Origin of the sequence: Citrobacter freundii complex sp. CFNIH4, from assembly GCF_002934505.1 — a bacterium.
Lineage (GTDB): Bacteria > Pseudomonadota > Gammaproteobacteria > Enterobacterales > Enterobacteriaceae > Citrobacter > Citrobacter freundii.
Genome location: NZ_CP026231.1, coordinates 1,801,129 through 1,818,504, shown reverse-complemented (window position 1 = coordinate 1,818,504; position 17,376 = coordinate 1,801,129). Strand labels below are relative to the sequence as shown.

Annotated in this window: 15 protein-coding genes and 3 pseudogenes; 7 read left to right on the top strand and 11 right to left on the bottom strand. The window is 50.7% G+C overall.

The features are described from left to right. Positions 1-8: 8 nt before the first annotated feature. Together C2U41_RS09280 and C2U41_RS09275 are read left to right on the top strand one after the other, a co-directional pair. Entirely contained in the window at positions 9-935 is a 927-nt protein-coding gene (locus C2U41_RS09280) for an amino acid ABC transporter permease (RefSeq protein WP_044710795.1), read from the top strand. Further along, the gene (locus C2U41_RS09275; protein WP_103848702.1) at positions 919-1,692 is read left to right on the top strand and encodes an amino acid ABC transporter ATP-binding protein; all 774 of its coding nucleotides are present in this window, start codon (positions 919-921) and stop codon (positions 1,690-1,692) included. Before C2U41_RS09280 ends, C2U41_RS09275 begins: the two co-directional genes overlap by 17 nt. A gap of 36 nt (positions 1,693-1,728) precedes the next feature. On the opposite strand, the gene C2U41_RS09270 is transcribed toward C2U41_RS09275, so the two are convergent. Both C2U41_RS09270 and C2U41_RS09265 read right to left on the bottom strand, forming a co-directional pair. Continuing rightward, a complete protein-coding gene (locus C2U41_RS09270; protein WP_103848701.1) occupies positions 1,729-2,718 on the bottom strand; it encodes a zinc-dependent alcohol dehydrogenase family protein in 990 nt (329 codons plus the stop codon). 98 nt (positions 2,719-2,816) lie between these two features. Then, complete coding sequence (locus C2U41_RS09265; protein WP_103848700.1) at positions 2,817-3,737, bottom strand: LysR family transcriptional regulator; 921 nt, start codon at positions 3,735-3,737, stop codon at positions 2,817-2,819. 112 nt (positions 3,738-3,849) lie between these two features. On the opposite strand from C2U41_RS09265, the gene C2U41_RS09260 reads away from it, so the two are divergent. Further along, complete coding sequence (locus C2U41_RS09260) at positions 3,850-4,467, top strand: glutathione S-transferase family protein (protein WP_103848699.1); 618 nt, start codon at positions 3,850-3,852, stop codon at positions 4,465-4,467. A gap of 69 nt (positions 4,468-4,536) precedes the next feature. Here C2U41_RS09260 and C2U41_RS09255 read toward each other — a convergent pair. After that, positions 4,537-4,662: pseudogene (locus tag C2U41_RS09255) on the bottom strand (glucarate transporter); the annotation flags it as partial. Between C2U41_RS09255 and C2U41_RS30110 the strand changes: the two are divergent. After that, positions 4,658-4,744, top strand: a pseudogene (locus C2U41_RS30110) (hypothetical protein); the annotation flags it as partial. The pseudogenes C2U41_RS09255 and C2U41_RS30110 overlap by 5 nt on opposite strands. A gap of 195 nt (positions 4,745-4,939) precedes the next feature. Next, complete coding sequence (gene pptA, locus C2U41_RS09245; RefSeq protein WP_032947978.1) at positions 4,940-5,167, top strand: tautomerase PptA; 228 nt, start codon at positions 4,940-4,942, stop codon at positions 5,165-5,167. Between the two features lie 28 nt (positions 5,168-5,195). Here the strand turns inward: pptA and C2U41_RS09240 are convergent, their stop codons facing one another. Then, entirely contained in the window at positions 5,196-5,768 is a 573-nt protein-coding gene (locus tag C2U41_RS09240) for a flavin reductase family protein (RefSeq protein WP_003020117.1), read from the bottom strand. A gap of 157 nt (positions 5,769-5,925) precedes the next feature. On the opposite strand from C2U41_RS09240, the gene nhoA reads away from it, so the two are divergent. After that, positions 5,926-6,771, top strand: a complete 846-nt coding sequence (gene nhoA, locus C2U41_RS09235; RefSeq protein ID WP_016150262.1) for an N-hydroxyarylamine O-acetyltransferase — start codon at positions 5,926-5,928, stop codon at positions 6,769-6,771. Positions 6,772-6,815: 44 nt separating this feature from the next. Further along, positions 6,816-6,914: pseudogene (locus C2U41_RS29680) on the top strand (hypothetical protein); the annotation flags it as partial. Positions 6,915-6,951: 37 nt separating this feature from the next. Here the strand turns inward: C2U41_RS29680 and C2U41_RS09230 are convergent. The 7 genes from C2U41_RS09230 to C2U41_RS09200 all read right to left on the bottom strand — a co-directional run bounded on the left by C2U41_RS09230 (position 6,952) and on the right by C2U41_RS09200 (position 17,333). Continuing rightward, positions 6,952-7,365, bottom strand: a complete 414-nt coding sequence (locus tag C2U41_RS09230; RefSeq protein WP_016150261.1) for a hypothetical protein — start codon at positions 7,363-7,365, stop codon at positions 6,952-6,954. Next, entirely contained in the window at positions 7,343-9,133 is a 1,791-nt protein-coding gene (locus tag C2U41_RS29675; RefSeq protein ID WP_103848697.1) for a hypothetical protein, read from the bottom strand. The genes C2U41_RS09230 and C2U41_RS29675 overlap by 23 nt, the downstream gene beginning before the upstream one ends. A 554-nt stretch (positions 9,134-9,687) precedes the next feature. Then, positions 9,688-10,581: a PhzF family isomerase gene (locus tag C2U41_RS09220; RefSeq protein WP_103848696.1), complete on the bottom strand. Its 894-nt coding sequence runs from the start codon at positions 10,579-10,581 to the stop codon at positions 9,688-9,690. A gap of 98 nt (positions 10,582-10,679) precedes the next feature. After that, a complete protein-coding gene (gene narI, locus C2U41_RS09215; protein WP_003020109.1) occupies positions 10,680-11,360 on the bottom strand; it encodes a respiratory nitrate reductase subunit gamma in 681 nt (226 codons plus the stop codon). Continuing rightward, a complete protein-coding gene (gene narW / locus C2U41_RS09210) occupies positions 11,357-12,052 on the bottom strand; it encodes a nitrate reductase molybdenum cofactor assembly chaperone (protein ID WP_003836210.1) in 696 nt (231 codons plus the stop codon). The genes narI and narW overlap by 4 nt, the downstream gene beginning before the upstream one ends. Next, a complete protein-coding gene (gene narH / locus C2U41_RS09205; RefSeq protein ID WP_003020103.1) occupies positions 12,052-13,596 on the bottom strand; it encodes a nitrate reductase subunit beta in 1,545 nt (514 codons plus the stop codon). Before narH ends, narW begins: the two co-directional genes overlap by 1 nt. Next, on the bottom strand, positions 13,593-17,333 hold the full coding sequence (locus tag C2U41_RS09200; RefSeq protein ID WP_103848695.1) for a nitrate reductase subunit alpha: 3,741 nt from the start codon (positions 17,331-17,333) through the stop codon (positions 13,593-13,595). The genes narH and C2U41_RS09200 overlap by 4 nt, the downstream gene beginning before the upstream one ends. Positions 17,334-17,376: the final 43 nt, after the last annotated feature.

The following is a 17,376-nucleotide window of genomic DNA, read 5'->3' as shown; positions in this document are numbered from 1 at the left end:
GAGAGAAGATGAAAACGACAGATAGCATTAAAGTCGTACCGGCGCGTTACCCTATGCGCACCGTAGGCGCGGTCATTGCTTTGTTTGCCCTGGCGGTGATTCTCCAGTCCGTGGCGTTTAATCCGCGCTGGGAATGGAGCGTGTTTGCCCGCTGGTTCTTCGATCCGGTGATTTTGTCTGGTCTTGGACAAACGCTGTTACTGACACTTATCGGGACGCTGTTGAGTATTCTCATCGGCGGTCTGCTGGCGCTGGCGCGGCTTTCATCTTCCTGGCTGTTGAACTGTCTGGCATGGGGGTACATCTGGCTGTTTCGTTCGTTACCGCTGATTGTGGTGCTAATCGTTCTGTACAACTTCTCCTATCTGTACGACACGCTGACGATTGGTATTCCGTTCACTCCCATTCAGTGGGGAAGTTTTGAGACCATCAATGTACTCGGTCAGTTTTCCACTGCGGTGGTTGGCCTGACGCTGGTGCAAAGCGCCTATACCGCTGAGATTATACGTGGTGGATTTTTGGGGGTTGATCACGGTCAGTACGAGGCAGCGGCAGCACTGGGCTTACCAGCAGGGCGACGTACGCTGCGGATTATTCTGCCGCAGGCGCTGCGCACCATTTTGCCTGCTGGCTTCAATGAAATCATCAGTCTGGCGAAAGGGACGGCGATGGTATACGTGCTGGCAATGCCGGAGCTGTTCTACACCATCCAGATGATATACAACCGCACGCAGGAAGTGATCCCGCTGCTGATGGTGGGTGCGGTGTGGTATCTGGTGATCACCAGCATTCTGTCGCTTATTCAGCATCTGGTCGAACGCACGCTGGCACGCAGCGAACGACGTTCAGCGATCAACACCGTCCGGGTGAGCCGTGCAGAAAAACGCAGTCGTCAACGTCCACAGCAGGAGGCCGTCCATGTCCCACTCGCCTGAAGGTCATATTTCTATTACCGGCGTCAGCAAATACTTTGGTCGCCACAAAGCATTGGATAATGTGTCGCTGGAGATCCCTCCCGGAACGGTTACGGTCATTCTCGGGCCGTCCGGTTCAGGGAAATCCACACTCCTGCGTACCATCAACCATCTGGAACGCGTCGATGAGGGTTTTATTCAAATCGATGGCGATTACATTGGCTATCGTCGGCAGGGAGACAAGCTGTATGAGCTGAAAGAGGCGGAAATTTTGAGCCAGCGGGTTAACGTCGGCTATGTGTTCCAGAACTTTAATCTGTTCCCGCACTTAACGGTGCTGGAGAACCTTATTGAAGCACCCATTGCGCATGGACTGGCATCGCGTAAAGCCGCCACCGAGCGGGCATTAACGCTGCTTGATGCGGTAGGGTTGCGCAATAAAGCCGATGCCTGGTCGCGTCACTTATCTGGCGGTCAGCAGCAGCGTATCGCTATTGCCCGTGCACTGGCGCTAAATCCGCGCGTCATGCTGTTTGATGAGCCTACATCTGCACTGGATCCTGAACTGGTGGGCGAAGTCCTGGATGTCATTAAAGCGCTGGCGAAGTCGGGAACCACGCTGGTGGTGGTGACGCACGAGATTGGCTTCGCTAGGGAGGTGGCGGATCAGGTGGTGTTTATGGTTGATGGCAAAATCGTCGAGCAGGGCAGCAGCGAGCAGGTACTGAATCATCCACGCCACACGCGCACCCAGCAGTTTTTGTCGAAAGTGCTTTGAGGGTAATTTGCGGCACAAGGCTGTGCCGCACGGGGGTTACAGGGTGACGACGATTTTGCCCACCTGACCGTTGGCTTCCATGTATTGATGTGCTTCGACGATATCATCAAAGGCAAAGGTTTTATCAATCAGCGGCTTGAGTTGGCCGGACTGTAATCCTTCAAAGATAAACCGTTTCGCACGTGACAGTTTTTCCGGGTTCGTGGTGATTTCGAAAATCTCATAGCCGCGGAAGGTCAGATGGCGACCGAGTATCTCAATTACCGGAATCGACAAATCACGCGCATCAAGAGAGCCATACTGGAAAAAGAGTCCACCGGCTGGCATCACCTGGGCAATTTTTGCCACGCCAGGGCCACCGACCGGATCGAACACCACGCGGGTACCTTTGCCGTCAGTGATCCGGTTAATCTCCGCCACCAGATCCTGCTCCTGGCTGGCGATAACCTCTGCCGCGCCAAGTTGCAGAAGCTGGGCACGTTTCTCACTGGTGCGCGTCATCGCAATCGGTTTTGCTCCCCGCATGTTAGCAATCTGAATTGCCGCCAGTCCGACGCTGCTGGAAGCAGCATTGATCAGCACGTTATCACCAGGCTTAATATCCGCATATTCAACCAGCGCACCGAAAGCGGTCACATACATCATCCAGCTCGCCGCGGCTTCCTCGAAGCTAAGATTCTCAGGATGTTTGACGACAGCATGGGCTGGAGCATTGACGACTTCACCGTACATACCATACTCATGGAAGCTGAAAGCCGGGATGACGCTGACGCTATCGCCGAGCGCAAACTCACGCACGTTGTCTCCCACGGATTCAACAACGCCAGAAGCCTCATATCCCAGACGTGCCGGGAATTTGGGTTGGTAAATATACTGGCCGGTACGATACATAATTTCCGCACGGTTAATGCCGATTGCGCGTACGCGTATCTGAACTTCATCCGCACGCGGAGCAGAAACTGGCATATCCTGGATTGTCAGGACGTCAGCGTCGCCTGGTTGATTAAAAACCACGACCTTAGACATAGCAAACCTCTGTAAATTGTTCTGTATTGGGTCTGCACAATTTAACGGCTCAGATGAGGGTGAAAAACCGCCGTTGCGGAACTTCACTATTACTCAGATTATAATAATCCCTGTAGGCGCGATTTTTTCTCGGTAAAAAGCGCACTCAGCCAGTCAATAAACACCCGAACGCGGGGGGCAAGATGGCGCCTGTCCGGGTAGAGCACGGAAACGGGTTTTGATTCCCCGGCATAATCGGCCAGCACCTCTACGAGCTGGCCCGACTGGATCCAGGGGGCCAGTACCGCGTGCACACCGTGGATGATACCGAGTCCGGATAAACAGCCTGTCAAAAGAATGTCGGAGTTATCAACGCAGATGTGACCTGTAGGGATAAACGACACGGTTTCACCCTCACGGACGAAGGACCATTCCAGTGCTTCACGATGACGTTCACTGAAAAAGTTAATTGCCTGATGTCGGGATAAATCCTCTGGCGTCTGCGGTACGCCGTGTTTTTGCAAATAATCCGGGGACGCGCATGTCACCATTTTTACCTCACCAAGCCGCCGTGAAATCAGAGAAGAGTCTTGTAACTCGCCAATGCGAATCATGCAGTCGATACCTTCGGCAAGCAGATCGATTCTGCGGTCGGTGGAGGTGAGGACAATCTCAATATCCGGGTAGCGCGACTGGAAATCGTTCAGGGCCGGGACTAATACCGAGTGAGCCAGCGACAGGGGGGCATTCACCCTAAGTTTTCCGCGCGGAGGGCGGGTGGGTGAGAAAGAAGCCATGATGTCATCAACGTCACTGAGCAGGATTTTTGTGCGTTGGTAAAAAGCGTCACCTTCTTCTGTCAGACTCACTTTACGAGTCGTGCGGTTAAGCAACTTTGCTCCCAGATCGTCTTCAAGAAGTTGGATAGCTTTGGTCACTGCAGGGCGGTGCAGGTGTAACACGTCTGCTGCTCTGGCAAATCCACCTTGCTCAACAACCTGTACAAAAATGTTCATATATTCAAACATACTGGAACGCATGGCTTATTCTCCCCCGGTATTCGACCATTGTTATTATGAAAGTAATAATCATGTCTGCATAGGTTGCCGAATGCTGCTCTACACTTAGGGTTTTAACTTTGGGGATTGCAGCATGATTAAGGTCTATGGGGTACCGGGCTGGGGATCGGCCATCAGTGAAGTGATGCTCACACTGGCGGAGATCCCTTATCATTTTATTAATGTCGACGGTTTTGACAGTGACGGCCCTCAGCGGGAGTTGCTTAAGACGATGAATCCACTATGCCAGGTGCCCACGCTGGTACTGGAAAATGGCAGTGTGATGACGGAAACGGCGGCGATCGCGCTGATGATCCTTGATCGTCGCCCTGAACTTTCACCACCCGTTGGACACGCCGAACGCCAGCAGTTTCAGCGTCTGTTGATATGGCTGGTAGCAAATGTCTATCCCACGTTTACCTATGCTGACTATCCAGAACGCTGGGTACCGGACGCCCCGGCGCAGTTGAAAAAGAACTGCATTGAGTACCGTAAATCCCTCTATATGTGGCTGAACGATCAGCTAAACGCCGAGCCGTACGCATTCGGGGATCAGCTAACACTACTGGACGTATATATTGCCGTTATGCGCACCTGGGGACCAGGGCATGACTGGTTTCAAGACAACACGCAGAATATTAGCGCTATCGCTGATGCAGTTTGTCAGCATCCGAGGCTGCGTACTGTACTGAAAAGCAATAAGATTATTTGAATAAAAAAACGCTATTCCGCAGGAGTGCAAATCCCGGAGCAGCGGGCGAACTATCGCCATAAGGTTAAATTACGCGACAGAAATGGTCAGCGTAATACGATCCAATGGACTCATGATAAACAGATAAGAAATCAGGCCAATCAGCCTCATCGAACCGACGTACAGAATGGCGTAATCAAAAGACTGGGTATTGTCACCCATGAGGGTGAGCAGGGCGCTAAATAGCCCGCAGTTGGTGCGCCCGAAGACCGCGGAAAAAGTGATGCAGGCGGTGGCAGACTATTTGCTGAAAAAAGGTTATCGTCGTCATGGTTTGCTATGGACCGCCGATCGCCGGGCTATTGGACAACGCGTCGCCTCGATCGTATCGAACAAATTCCACGTGAAGACGATATTATTGATGTCGGATTTCACCTGGTTGAACGAGAGTCCGCATAAGTTACCTGCATCCCAAAACAATAAGGAACCTGTCATGCCGCACGTTGATATCAAATGTTTTCCACGCGATCTGAATAACGAACAAAAATCCGCGCTGGCGGCGGATATTACCGAAGTCATTATTCGTCATTTACAAAGCAAAGAGAGTTCAGTGAGCGTGGCGCTGAATGAAGTTGAGCCGGGGGAGTGGCAGAGCGTGTGGGATGCGGAAATTGCGCCACAGATGACGAGGCTGATTAAAAAACCCGGCTACAGCATGTGAAAGAGAACGGGCGATTATTGCGCCCGTATTATTCAGCCGCTGTTATGCGTTTCCCGCTGGTGACAAACGTTCCGGCGCCAAGATGATGCAGGGTATTGAGTTTATCATCATCAAACTGCCAGCGTCCTTCCACGAAAGCTCGCTCATCAGCGGCAGCCGAGACCACTTCCCCAAACAGGGTGTCATATTTTTCCTGTGCCGCCGTTGCAGGCAGCAGACGACACTCCATCCAGGCCAGACATTTCGCTTCTATTAACGGTAATCCCAGCACCGGACCTTTTACCACCGGAATACCGTAGCAGTTAAATTTATCTTCCACGCGACCGGAAACGCTGCCCACCGCGTAAGTCCAGTTGGTAGCGGCCACGCCCGGAATAACAATACCGAACTTGCCGCTACGCTCAATCAGTTCACGCGACCAGGCAGTCTTATCAACAACAATTGCAATCCGCGGCGGTTCAAATTCCACCGGCATTGACCATGCCGCCGCCATCACATTGCGCCGCTCGGTATGCTCATCACGGCTGGTGATCAGTATCGTAGGGCCGTGGTTAAGCAGCCGACTGGCATGTTTTAATTCGATTGAACGGAAATGGCTCATGGATGCTCCTGGGCTGAGAGATAACACACCACAATAGATATAGATATTAACGGTATTAGCGATTTTGTCGCCTCGTCTGGAGGAACAACGCACAAAATCGACGGCGTAAAATTAAAAATGCGTTATAAGTACTGCATTAATCGAACAGGAACTCCCTATGACGCCTTTTTTAACCGCTTATTTTGCCCGTATTGGCTGGTCAGATTCGGCCAGCGTCGACATTGAAACTTTAAAAGCGCTGCATTTACTGCACAACGGCGCGATTCCGTTTGAAAACCTGGATGTATTACTGCCAAGAGAGATGCAGCTTGACGATTTGTCGCTGGAAGAGAAGCTGGTGACGGCGCGTCGTGGCGGTTATTGCTTTGAACAGAATGGAGTGTTTGAGCGCGCGTTACGCGAAATCGGTTTTAACGTACGCAGCCTTCTCGGTCGTGTGGTACTGGCAAATCCGTCAAGTCTGCCGCCGCGCACGCATCGTCTGTTGCTGGTTGAATTACAGGGAGAGCAGTGGATCGCCGACGTTGGCTTCGGCGGGCAAACGCTGACGGCGCCGATTCGTCTGCAGGCCGACATTGAGCAGCAAACGCCACACGGCGAATATCGTCTGGTTCAGGAGGGGGACGATTGGATCCTGCAGTTCCGCCATCACGATCACTGGCAATCAATGTACCGTTTTGACCTGGTCGTGCAGCACCAGAGCGATTATCTGATGGGCAATTTCTGGTCCGCGCACTGGCCACAATCGCATTTTCGTCATCATTTGCTGATGTGTCGTCATCTTCCGGACGGCGGTAAGCTGACGTTGACCAATTTTCATTTCACCCGTTATCAGGATGGTCGGGCGATAGAGCAGATTAATCTGCCCGATGTCGCCAGCCTGTATGCCTTGCTGCAGGAACAGTTTGGACTGGGCGTGGATGACGCGAAGCATGGGTTTACCGAAGATGAGCTGGCGACGGTCATGGCGGCGTTTGATACGCATCCAGAGGCGGGGAAATAGGGGTATCGGAAGTCATGCCGGATGCGGCGTTATCGCCTTATCCGGCAGACCCTAAAGTAAATCCGAATGTATTTGTAAGCGGGTTACTACCTGTTGCTACATATGGCTGGATTGTTGATCAAATTTATGGGGCATTGAAATAAAAAATAACAAGCACTCCAATGGAGTCCCTTTGAATTATCATTCAAATAATGCGTGTAAAATAAATCCTATTAACATTGGTGGAATCGATATAATCCAAAGAAAACCCTCAATTCTAAATCCAATAGTTAATTTCATTGGTAAGGAATTAATGTAATTATATTGCTCTATTGTCATATCATGATTAGAGAACTTGTTATACGGCAATATTAATGAATCCATAATAAAACCAACTTTTGCATGGTATGACCCTGGTGTTAATATCAGGCTAGCTTCTTTTGCTAATCCTGCCATAATAGGCAATCTATTATACTTTTTAATATATAAATCAACAACCATAGCATAATATTTTTTATTTACCAATGAAATAATAACAATAAGTAACATTCCAATCATGGAGAATGTTATTAAATATAAAATAAAGTTTGGATTATTTTTTAAATAATTGCTCATAAATTATATGTTCTCCGAATAATTCACCATAATGTTCAGCACTATCCTCGACAACTTTTGCGGTTCCTATACTTACGCCAACCCCCGTTACAAAGCATAAACTAGCACCTACGGCGCCCACTTCCGTAGTTACTAGCCCAAGAACCCACATGCAGGCACCTCGCGCAGCTAAACCACTGGCCCAACCAACCCCCATACTCGTCCCCTGTTTAAAACCAAACTTACTATATTCAGTAATTGCAGCCTTTTTGCAAGCATCTTCACGGCCTCTGGAACAAGCGTCATATACATTTGCTGAATAACCAGCAAAATCTAAGCCAACACCAATGTATCCTACATTTTTTATTATTTTTATCAATTTGGAAGAATGTTCAATATAATTCGCATATCCTTCAATATTATCGACTCCAGATTGGTTCCACTTATGCATAACAGAAGATGTTGAGAGGCCCAGCGCTTTCTTTATACTGTTATATTCTTCTAAATTTAATTGTGATTTAGAGAACTTATTTAATACAATATCCAATCTTTTAAAAAGCCTCGATCTTTGTCCAAAAAACTCCTCTCCAGATATTTTTCCATTATTATGCGTGTAAGTTTTTTTGTATAGATCTTCAATTTCTTTTAATATGTCATTTATCTCTTCATAGTATCCTTTGCCTATTTCACTTATATATCCAAAACCATCCCCGGCCTTACCTAAATAATCTCCATAAAGCTGATATGAAAATGTATCTACGACGGCTCTGTTATCGTGTAAAAGTTTTGCTTCCTCTATAGTAAGAGGTTCAAGTGCTTTATCAATTTTATCTCGTGCTTTTTGCAGAGTCTGAATCTGCTTTTGATCTTGCTTTTCAGGATCAACAACAATCAATATAGAGCCTGGTTTTTTTTCCATTTCTGGATTTAGCTTGCGGTATAACTCTTTTACTCCTGATGGCGGATTGACTATTAACTCACACTCATATTTCTTAGGTGATGTTTGATCTGGTACTACACAAAAACCAGGTTCTACCGTTTGTCTTGCTTCTGGGGGGCGCTGCTGCCGTACAGGTGGTGTATCAGGTATTGAATTACTGGTACTATTTACTGACTGAAAACTGGACAAAAGGTATTCATCATATCTGTATGTTATATTAAAATGCGGTGTAAACCTGCAATGACATTTGCATGAACCTCTGCTGTGTGCGGAACCTGCAAGGAGACATATTATTTCGGTTTCATAATCTGATAAATCTCGCCCCATCCTTGAGTAAATATCAAATAAATGTTTGGGAATCCTTGTTCGAAAACCTGTGCTAAAATTTGAAGTTAAGAATTTATTTTTCTTTTCTCCAGTAATGATTTTTTTCCGTCCAAGTATTATCCCTCCAGCCATACCAATAAAATCATCGTGTTCAAATCTTTCATCGAAGTCTCTAAGTGAATCATGCGAGCGTCTATGTAAACCGGTTTCCTCTTGCATTTGTCTGAATATTTCTGAAGAAGGTGTTATTTTTCGACCTTCATGATCAATATCGTTATCAAATGCACTTTTGAAGGTGTCTCTATATAAAATCCTGCTTGCTTCTATATGTGAGTCATTTGGTACGCCACCCTCAATTTGGTATCGTTGACCATCAAAACCACATATATACTCATCCCCCTCACATGCTATTTTAACTCCTCTAATACCAGGAAGGTCGGAATTTTCTAAAATATAACCACCACAACTTGTTCTATCTCCCGGAGATAATAAAAATCCTTTCTTAGCATCCCAGAAACTCATATGGCAAATCCTTATTTTAAATATCAAGACTAAAGAAAGTATGATATCAAACTATTTGTAATTTAATTATTGTGACTGCCATCGCAAATTATAAAAAAAGCCTGAATCTTTTTTAAAATAATTCAGGCCTTTTATAACCAGTTTAATTGAAATTCATTAGATAAATGCCTCGTAAACTCTTTTTCTTTTCTATGATGAGATTAATCTCATTAAGCCCGTCATTTGACAGTGGAACCTGTAATGCCTTCTCCCATTTTAACGTGGTTTCACGTTTCTCAATAATATAATCATATCTGTCATAATGTTTTTTCCGATGATTTTATTAGCATGTTGATTAACAATGTCTTTTTCATTCTCTGTGAAGTGGAGCGTTCCAGACAAGGTTTTAAATGTTCTCCTTATGTCGCGCATTGAGAATACAGATTCTAAATTCTTTTTCGCAAAAATATTTACTGGCTCTGCCCAATAAGAAGAACTTAAGCCTATGGTCGATTTTAAAGTTCGCTTTAGTTTGTCTGTTTTGATTGTAGGCCTTATCCGGCCTACGGGAACAATTAAAAATCTACCGCCCATTCGGCGTGAAACAGGATCACTGCCGAACCGGTAATAGTCACTTTTTCCGGCAGGTTTTCCCGGATAGCCACCGTCACATCAACAATACCGTCACGCCCGAGCGCGCGGCCCTGATGCCCCTGAACACGTAGCGTTTTTCCGTCATGCGGCATCAACCCATGTTGAACCAGCCACGCGCCCATTGGACCGTTGGCATTGCCGGTAACCGGATCTTCCACAATACCAATAGCAGGCGAGAACATGCGGCCATCGGTGGCGTTTTCGCCCTTGCGAATTTGAAAAGGGAAGAAACCGTTACAGCCAATTTGCTTGCTGATAGCGGTCAGGGCAGGCAAATCCGGGGAAAGGGCGTCGAGGTCCACCTCAGGCTTCAGCGCAATCATTACTTTAGAGTGTCCGGTAGTGGCTACCTGAATGGGTAATCCGGGCAGCATATCGTCTTCGCTCAGGTGCAGTGCATCGATTATCGCGGCACGTACAGCACCTTCCAGCGGAGCTTCGAATCCAGGTACGCCTTGTTCAAGGCTGATGCGATAGTCATTGTCACTTGCTTCAATATCGACCCGATGACGACCGGCGAGCGAGGTTTGCCAGACGGTGCTGTTGCCCAGACCCAGCACCTTGGCGCGCACATAATGTGCGGCGACGGTAGCGTGTCCACAGATAGGAACTTCGACCGTCGGCGTGAAATAACGAATGCGAACATCGCTGTCGTCACTGGTCAGCAGGAATGCGGTTTCCGAATGACGCAGCTCGCGAGCAATAAGTTGCATCTGTGCTTCGCTCAATCCGTCAGCATGCAACACCACTCCCGCTGAATTGCCGCGAAAGGGTACTGAAGTAAAGGCATCGACGTGATAAACCTGTGGTTTCATTAGCGTTCTCCCTGGGATGGAGAAGCATCATAACGTACAAAAAGCGGGATAGCGATCCAGGCCCGGTAAGCGCTAGCGCTACCGGGCAGCAGAGGAAATTAGCGGCGCGAACGCACTATCTGATAACGGCGGGTAAAGTACTCAAATGGCGCACTCCACACGTGGACCAGTCGGGTGAACGGGAACAGCAGGAAAATGGTCATCCCCAGAACCAGATGCACACGGAAAATCCACGCCACGCCATCCAGATGCGCAGACGCACCGCCCTGGAAGGTCACCACCGACTGCGCCCAACCGACCAGTTTTAGCATTTCACTGCCGTCAGGATGCTGTGCAGAGAACGGGATAGTGGTTAAACCGAGAATACATTGAATCAGCAGAACGCAGAGGATCAGAATATCGGCGGTCGAGGAGGTTGCGCGAATGCGCGGGTTAGTCAACCGGCGCACCAGCAGGCCAGCGCCACCCACCAGTGTGAGCACACCACAAAGTCCGCCGGCAATCATCGCCATCTGCTGCTTTACCGCAATCGGCAGGAACCAGGCATACATCCAGTGCGGCGTTAACATGCCAAACAGGTGCCCGAAAAAGATCCCCAGAATGCCGATGTGGAACAGGTTTGACCACAACACCATACCGCGTTTGTCCAGCATCTGGCTGGAAGACGCGCGCCAGGTGTATTGTCCGTAGTCGTAGCGTAGCCAACTGCCGAGGATAAACACCGTACCGCACAGGTACGGATAGATATCGTAAAAAAAGACGTTCAGGTACTGTATCATTTCGGGCCTCCCGCGCTGACGTCGACATACTGAGGTGCCACGTCCTGGCTAAAGCGTCGTTGATAGTTTTGTAACGGTGAACTGTCACAGGCGGTGGCATTATCTTCGATAAACTTCACCTGTTCCTCTTCCCAGACTGCATCCAGCGCCTGTCGGGTATCGTCGCGCGTTTCCGCGCCAACCTGCTTAGTGACACTGTCACTCGAAAGAGGACTTCCGGCAAGCTGCAACAGGGCATCAAACAGTTGATACCACGGCGTATCGCGCTGTTTTAAGCGCCCGCCAAGCAACGCCAGAATCGGTGCGACGTTCTGCAGTCCTTCTTTGGCCTCCGCTTCCGGTAACACGCTTAAGTACTCAAGATATAAAGGCAGGTGATCCGGCAGTTCGCGACAGTTTAGCTGCAGCCCGACCTTTTCATACTGCGCCAACAAATCAACCATCGCCTGGCCCCGGTCACGGGACTCGGCGTGCACATGCTCAAACAGCAGCAGTGAGGTGGCCCGACCCCGGTCAAAGATTTCGCACCATTCGGCTTGTTTATCCAGTAACGGCGCATTGAGCAGCTCCTGGCTAAAATCACTAAGCATGGGGGCATCGCTGGCCACAAGCGCCAGCGCGTCGTCTTTACACTCCCATAGCAGCTCGTCGGGGTACTCCATCAGCAGGCCGATAACCTTCAGGATTTGCATTATTCACCCTCCGCTTTATCGCGCACTTCGGTGATGTCGATGGCATCAATACGGCTGCTGTTGAACAGGTTGAATTTGGTGTCGGAACCATGACAACCGTCGCCGAAGGTAAATCCGCAGCCGTTTTTCTCCGGGAAGGCATCACGCGCCATTTCGCGGTGACTGGTCGGGATCACAAAGCGGTCTTCATAGTTGGCAATGGCCAGATAACGATACATCTCCTCGACCTGCTCAACGCTCAGACCCACTTCCTCAATCGCGCGGGTGTCCGTGACGCCTTCTACGGTTTGCGCACGCATATAGTGGCGCATGGCCATCATCCGTTTGAGCGCCCTCAGCACCGGACCGGTATCACCCGCACTGAGCATATTGGCGAGGTACTGAACCGGAATTCGCAGCGACTCAACCGCAGGCAAAATGTTGCCATTGTGCGGCAGTCCGCCCGCGTCGGCGACCGACTGAATCGGTGACAATGGCGGCACATACCAGACCATCGGCAGGGTGCGATACTCCGGGTGCAGCGGTAGCGCCAGCTTCCAGTCCATCGCCATTTTGTAAACCGGCGAGCGCTGGGCTGCTTCAATGACGTTGTGTGGAATACCTTGTTTTAGCGCCTCTTCAATCACCGCCGGATCGTTCGGGTTGAGGAACACATCGCACTGACGCTCGTAGAGATCGGTTTCATGCTCAGTGCTCGCTGCTTCCTCGATACGGTCGGCGTCGTACAGCAATACCCCGAGATAACGGATACGCCCAACGCAGGTTTCTGAACACACCGTCGGCTGGCCGGACTCAATACGCGGGTAGCAGAAAATGCACTTCTCTGACTTACCGCTCTTCCAGTTAAAGTAGATTTTTTTGTACGGACAGCCGCTGATGCACAAGCGCCAACCGCGACATTTGTCCTGGTCGATCAGCACAATGCCGTCTTCTTCACGCTTATAGATAGCACCGCTCGGGCAGGTGGCGACACAGCTTGGATTCAGACAGTGCTCGCACAGGCGCGGTAAATACATCATAAAGGTGTTTTCGAACTGACCGTACATCTCCTTTTGCATCTTCTCGAAGTTACGGTCGCGGGCACGTTTTGAAAATTCGCCGCCAAGCAGTTCTTCCCAGTTTGGACCCCAGATAATCTTGTCCATCCGTTTACCATCTATCAGCGAACGCGGACGCGCGGTGGGCTGATTCTTGCTCTCCGGCGCGCTATGCAGATGCTGATAATCGTAGGTAAACGGTTCATAGTAATCATCGATTTGCGGGATCACCGGGTTGGCGAAAATTTTGGTGATCACGCCCATCTTACCGCCCAGACGCGGTCTTATCTTGCCGTTGACATCGCGAACCCAGCCGCCTTGCCACTCTTCCTGATCTTCCCAGTTTTTCGGATAACCAATCCCCGGTTTAGTCTCGACGTTGTTAAACCACGCATATTCCATCCCTTCACGCCCGGTCCAGACGTTTTTACAGGTGACGGAGCAGGTGTGGCAGCCGATGCACTTATCCAGATTAAGAACCATGCCTACCTGTGAGCGTATTTTCATTTTTTCGCCTCCTGTACCTGATCGCGACCTTCATCATCCAGCCAGTTAATGTTTTTCATTTTTCTAATCATGATGAACTCATCGCGGTTAGAGCCGACCGTCCCGTAATAGTTGAAGCTGTATGCCAGTTGCGCATAGCCGCCGATCATGTGCGTGGGTTTCGGGCAGACGCGGGTGACCGAGTTATGGATCCCGCCACGCATTCCGGTGACTTCCGAGCCTGGGATATTCATGATTCGCTCCTGAGCGTGATACATCATGGTCATTCCCGGCGGCACGCGTTGACTCACCACTGCACGCGCGGTGAGCGCACCGTTGGCGTTGAAGGCTTCAATCCAGTCGTTATCCTCAATGCCCAGCTCTTTGGCATCGGTCTCGCTGATCCAGACAATGGGGCCGCCGCGCGAAAGCGTCAGCATCAGCAGGTTTTCACTGTAGGTAGAGTGGATCCCCCATTTCTGGTGCGGCGTCAGGAAGTTGAGGGCTTTTTCCGGGAAGCCGTTAGGCGGAACTTCGCGCATTTCACTGACGCTGCGGGTATCGATAGGCGGACGATACGCCACCAGGCTTTCACCGAACGCTCGCATCCACGCGTGATCCTGGTACAGCTGCTGGCGACCGGATAGGGTACGCCATGGGATCAACTCGTGGACGTTGGTATAGCCTGCGTTATAGGAGACATGTTCGCTTTCAAGGCCGGACCAGGTAGGACTGGAGATGATTTTGCGCGGCTGCGCCTGGATATCGCGAAAACGAATCTTTTCGTCTTCTTTGTTCAACGCCAGATGCGTATGGTCGCGTCCGGTCATCGCCCCCAGCGCTTCCCAGGCTTTTACCGCCACCTGACCGTTGGTTTCCGGCGCCAGGGCGAGGATCACCTCAGAGGCATCCAGCGCGGTGTCAATCAGCGGTCGGCCTTTTGCCGGGCCTTCGCGTTTGGTGTAGTTAAGCTTGCCGAGGAAATCGACTTCCGCCTGGGTATTCCACGCAATGCCTTTCCCTCCATTTCCAAGCTTGTCCATAAGCGGACCGAGTGAAGTAAAGCGTTCGTAGGTAGCGGGGTAGTCACGTTCCACAACGGCGATATTCGGTGCCGTTTTCCCCGGAAGGAGATCGCATTCGCCTTTGCGCCAGTCCAGAATGTCAAACGGCTGCGCCAGCTCTGCCGGAGAGTCGTGTTGCAGTGGTTGCAACACCACATCCGTTTCTTGTCCAAGGTGTCCGACACATACCTCGGAGAACACTTTGGCGATGCCTTTATAAATTTCCCAGTCACTCTTCGATTCCCATGCCGGGTCGACCGCCGCGGACAACGGGTGAATAAACGGATGCATATCCGAGGTGTTCATATCGTCTTTTTCATACCAGGTAGCGGTTGGCAAAACGATATCGGAGAACAAACAGGTGCTGGACATACGGAAATCGAGCGTGACCAGCAGATCGAGCTTGCCCTCTATCGCCGCGGATTGCCATTCAACCTCTTCAGGTTTAATACCCTCACTTGAACCGAGCGCTTCCCCCTGGATCCCGCTTTCGGTACCCAGTAAATACTTGAGCATGTATTCATGCCCTTTACCGGAGGAACCGAGCAGGTTAGAGCGCCAGACGAAGAGGTTGCGTGGGTGGTTTTTGCCGCTATCCGGCTGCTCACAGGCAAAACGAATATCACCCGACTTCAGCGCTTGGGCAGTGTATTGCGCAGGAGATAACCCAGCTTGTTCTGCCTTCGCTTTGACGGTCAATGGGTTAAGGTTAAGCTGCGGCGCAGAGGGCAGCCAGCCCATTCGTTCAGCACGTACGTTAAAGTCAATCAAATGTCCGCTAAACTTCGACGCATCGGCCAGGGGAGAGAGGAGTTCTTGCGCGGTGAGTTTTTCATAACGCCACTGACTGGAATGATTGTAGAAAAACGAAGTGCTGTTCATCTGACGAGGTGGGCGGTTCCAGTCCAGGGCAAAGGCCAGCGGCAACCAACCGGTTTGCGGACGCAGTTTCTCCTGACCCACATAGTGCGCCCAGCCGCCGCCGCTTTGTCCCACGCAACCACAGAACACCAGGATGTTAATCATCCCGCGGTAGTTCATGTCCATGTGATACCAGTGGTTAACGCCAGCCCCGAGGATGATCATCGAACGGCCATGCGTTTTGTGCGCGGTATCGGCAAACTCACGGGCGATTTGTTCGATATAACGGCGTGGCACGCCGGTAATTTGCTCGCCCCAGGCCGGGGTGTAGGCTTTTACTTCGCTGTAATCTTGTGCGCTATGAACATCCGCCAGACCACGGTCGAGGCCGTAATTCGCCAGCACCAGATCATAGACGCTCACCACCGGGCAACGGCTACCGTCAGCGAGGGTAAGATATTTCACCGGTAGTTGACGGACCAGCACCGGTTCTTGTTTTACACTGCGAAAATGTGGGTTTTCGTTGCCGCCAAAATAGGGGAATGCCACGCCGGTCACGTCATCATGCTGACCAAGCAGCGAGAGGGAAAGTTCAGTTTCAGCGCCAGCCGCCAGGGGTTCCAGGTTCCATTTGCCTTTCTCGCCCCAGCGAAAACCGATGGATCCATTCGGGACAACCAGTTCGCCCTCGCGGTTGAAAGCCACCGTTTTCCACTCTGGATTGTTGCTTTCACCCAGACCATCGACAAGGTCTGAGGCGCGCATCATGCGCCCAGGCACGTAGCTGCCATCTTCGCGGGCATCCAGCAGCACCAGCATCGGCATATCGGTATAGCGACGACAGTAATTGAGGAAATAATCGCTGGGATTGTCGAGATGGAACTCTTTCAGGATGACGTGGCCCATCGCCATTGCCAGCGCGCTGTCTGTCCCTTGTTTCGGTGCCAGCCACTGGTCGCACAGTTTGGCGACTTCCGAGTAGTCTGGCGTAATGGCAATCGTCTTGGTGCCTTTGTAGCGTACTTCAGTAAAAAAGTGCGCGTCCGGGGTACGGGTCTGCGGCACGTTAGAGCCCCAGGCGATGATATAGCTGGAGTTATACCAGTCGGCGGATTCAGGAACGTCGGTCTGCTCGCCCCAGGTCATCGGTGACGCTGGCGGTAAGTCGCAGTACCAGTCATAGAAGCTCAGACAGGTTCCGCCCAGTAGCGAGAGATAACGCGTACCTGCGGCATAGGAGACCATCGACATTGCGGGGATGGGCGAGAATCCGGCCACACGATCCGGGCCGTAGGTTTTCACCGTCCAGACGTTGGCAGCAGCAATCAGTTGATTAAGTTCTTTCCAGTTGGAACGGATAAACCCACCGCGCCCGCGTACCTGCTTGTAGCTCTGGCATTTTTGCGGGTCGTTCATAATGGATTCCCAGGCCAGCACCGGATCGGGCTGGCGGGACAGGGCGTCGCGCCACAATTCGATTAAGCGTTTACGCACCAGTGGATATTTCAGGCGGTTAGCGCTGTAGAGATACCACGAGTAACTTGCGCCGCGTGGGCAGCCACGGGGCTCATGATTTGGCAGGTCAGGGCGGGTACGCGGGTAGTCGGTTTGCTGAGTTTCCCAGGTTACCAGCCCGTTTTTGACGTAGATTTTCCAGCTGCATGAGCCGGTACAGTTAACGCCGTGGGTAGAACGCACAATTTTATCGAACTGCCAGCGCTGACGATAGCTGTCTTCCCAGTCCCGGTTGGTGTGCATTACTTGCCCATGCCCCTCGGCAAACGTATCGCCCTTTTGTTTAAAGTAGCGAAAGCGGTCTAACAGTTTACTCATGACATAACTCCTGCTTCGAATAACGTTGCCTACACAGGCCAAA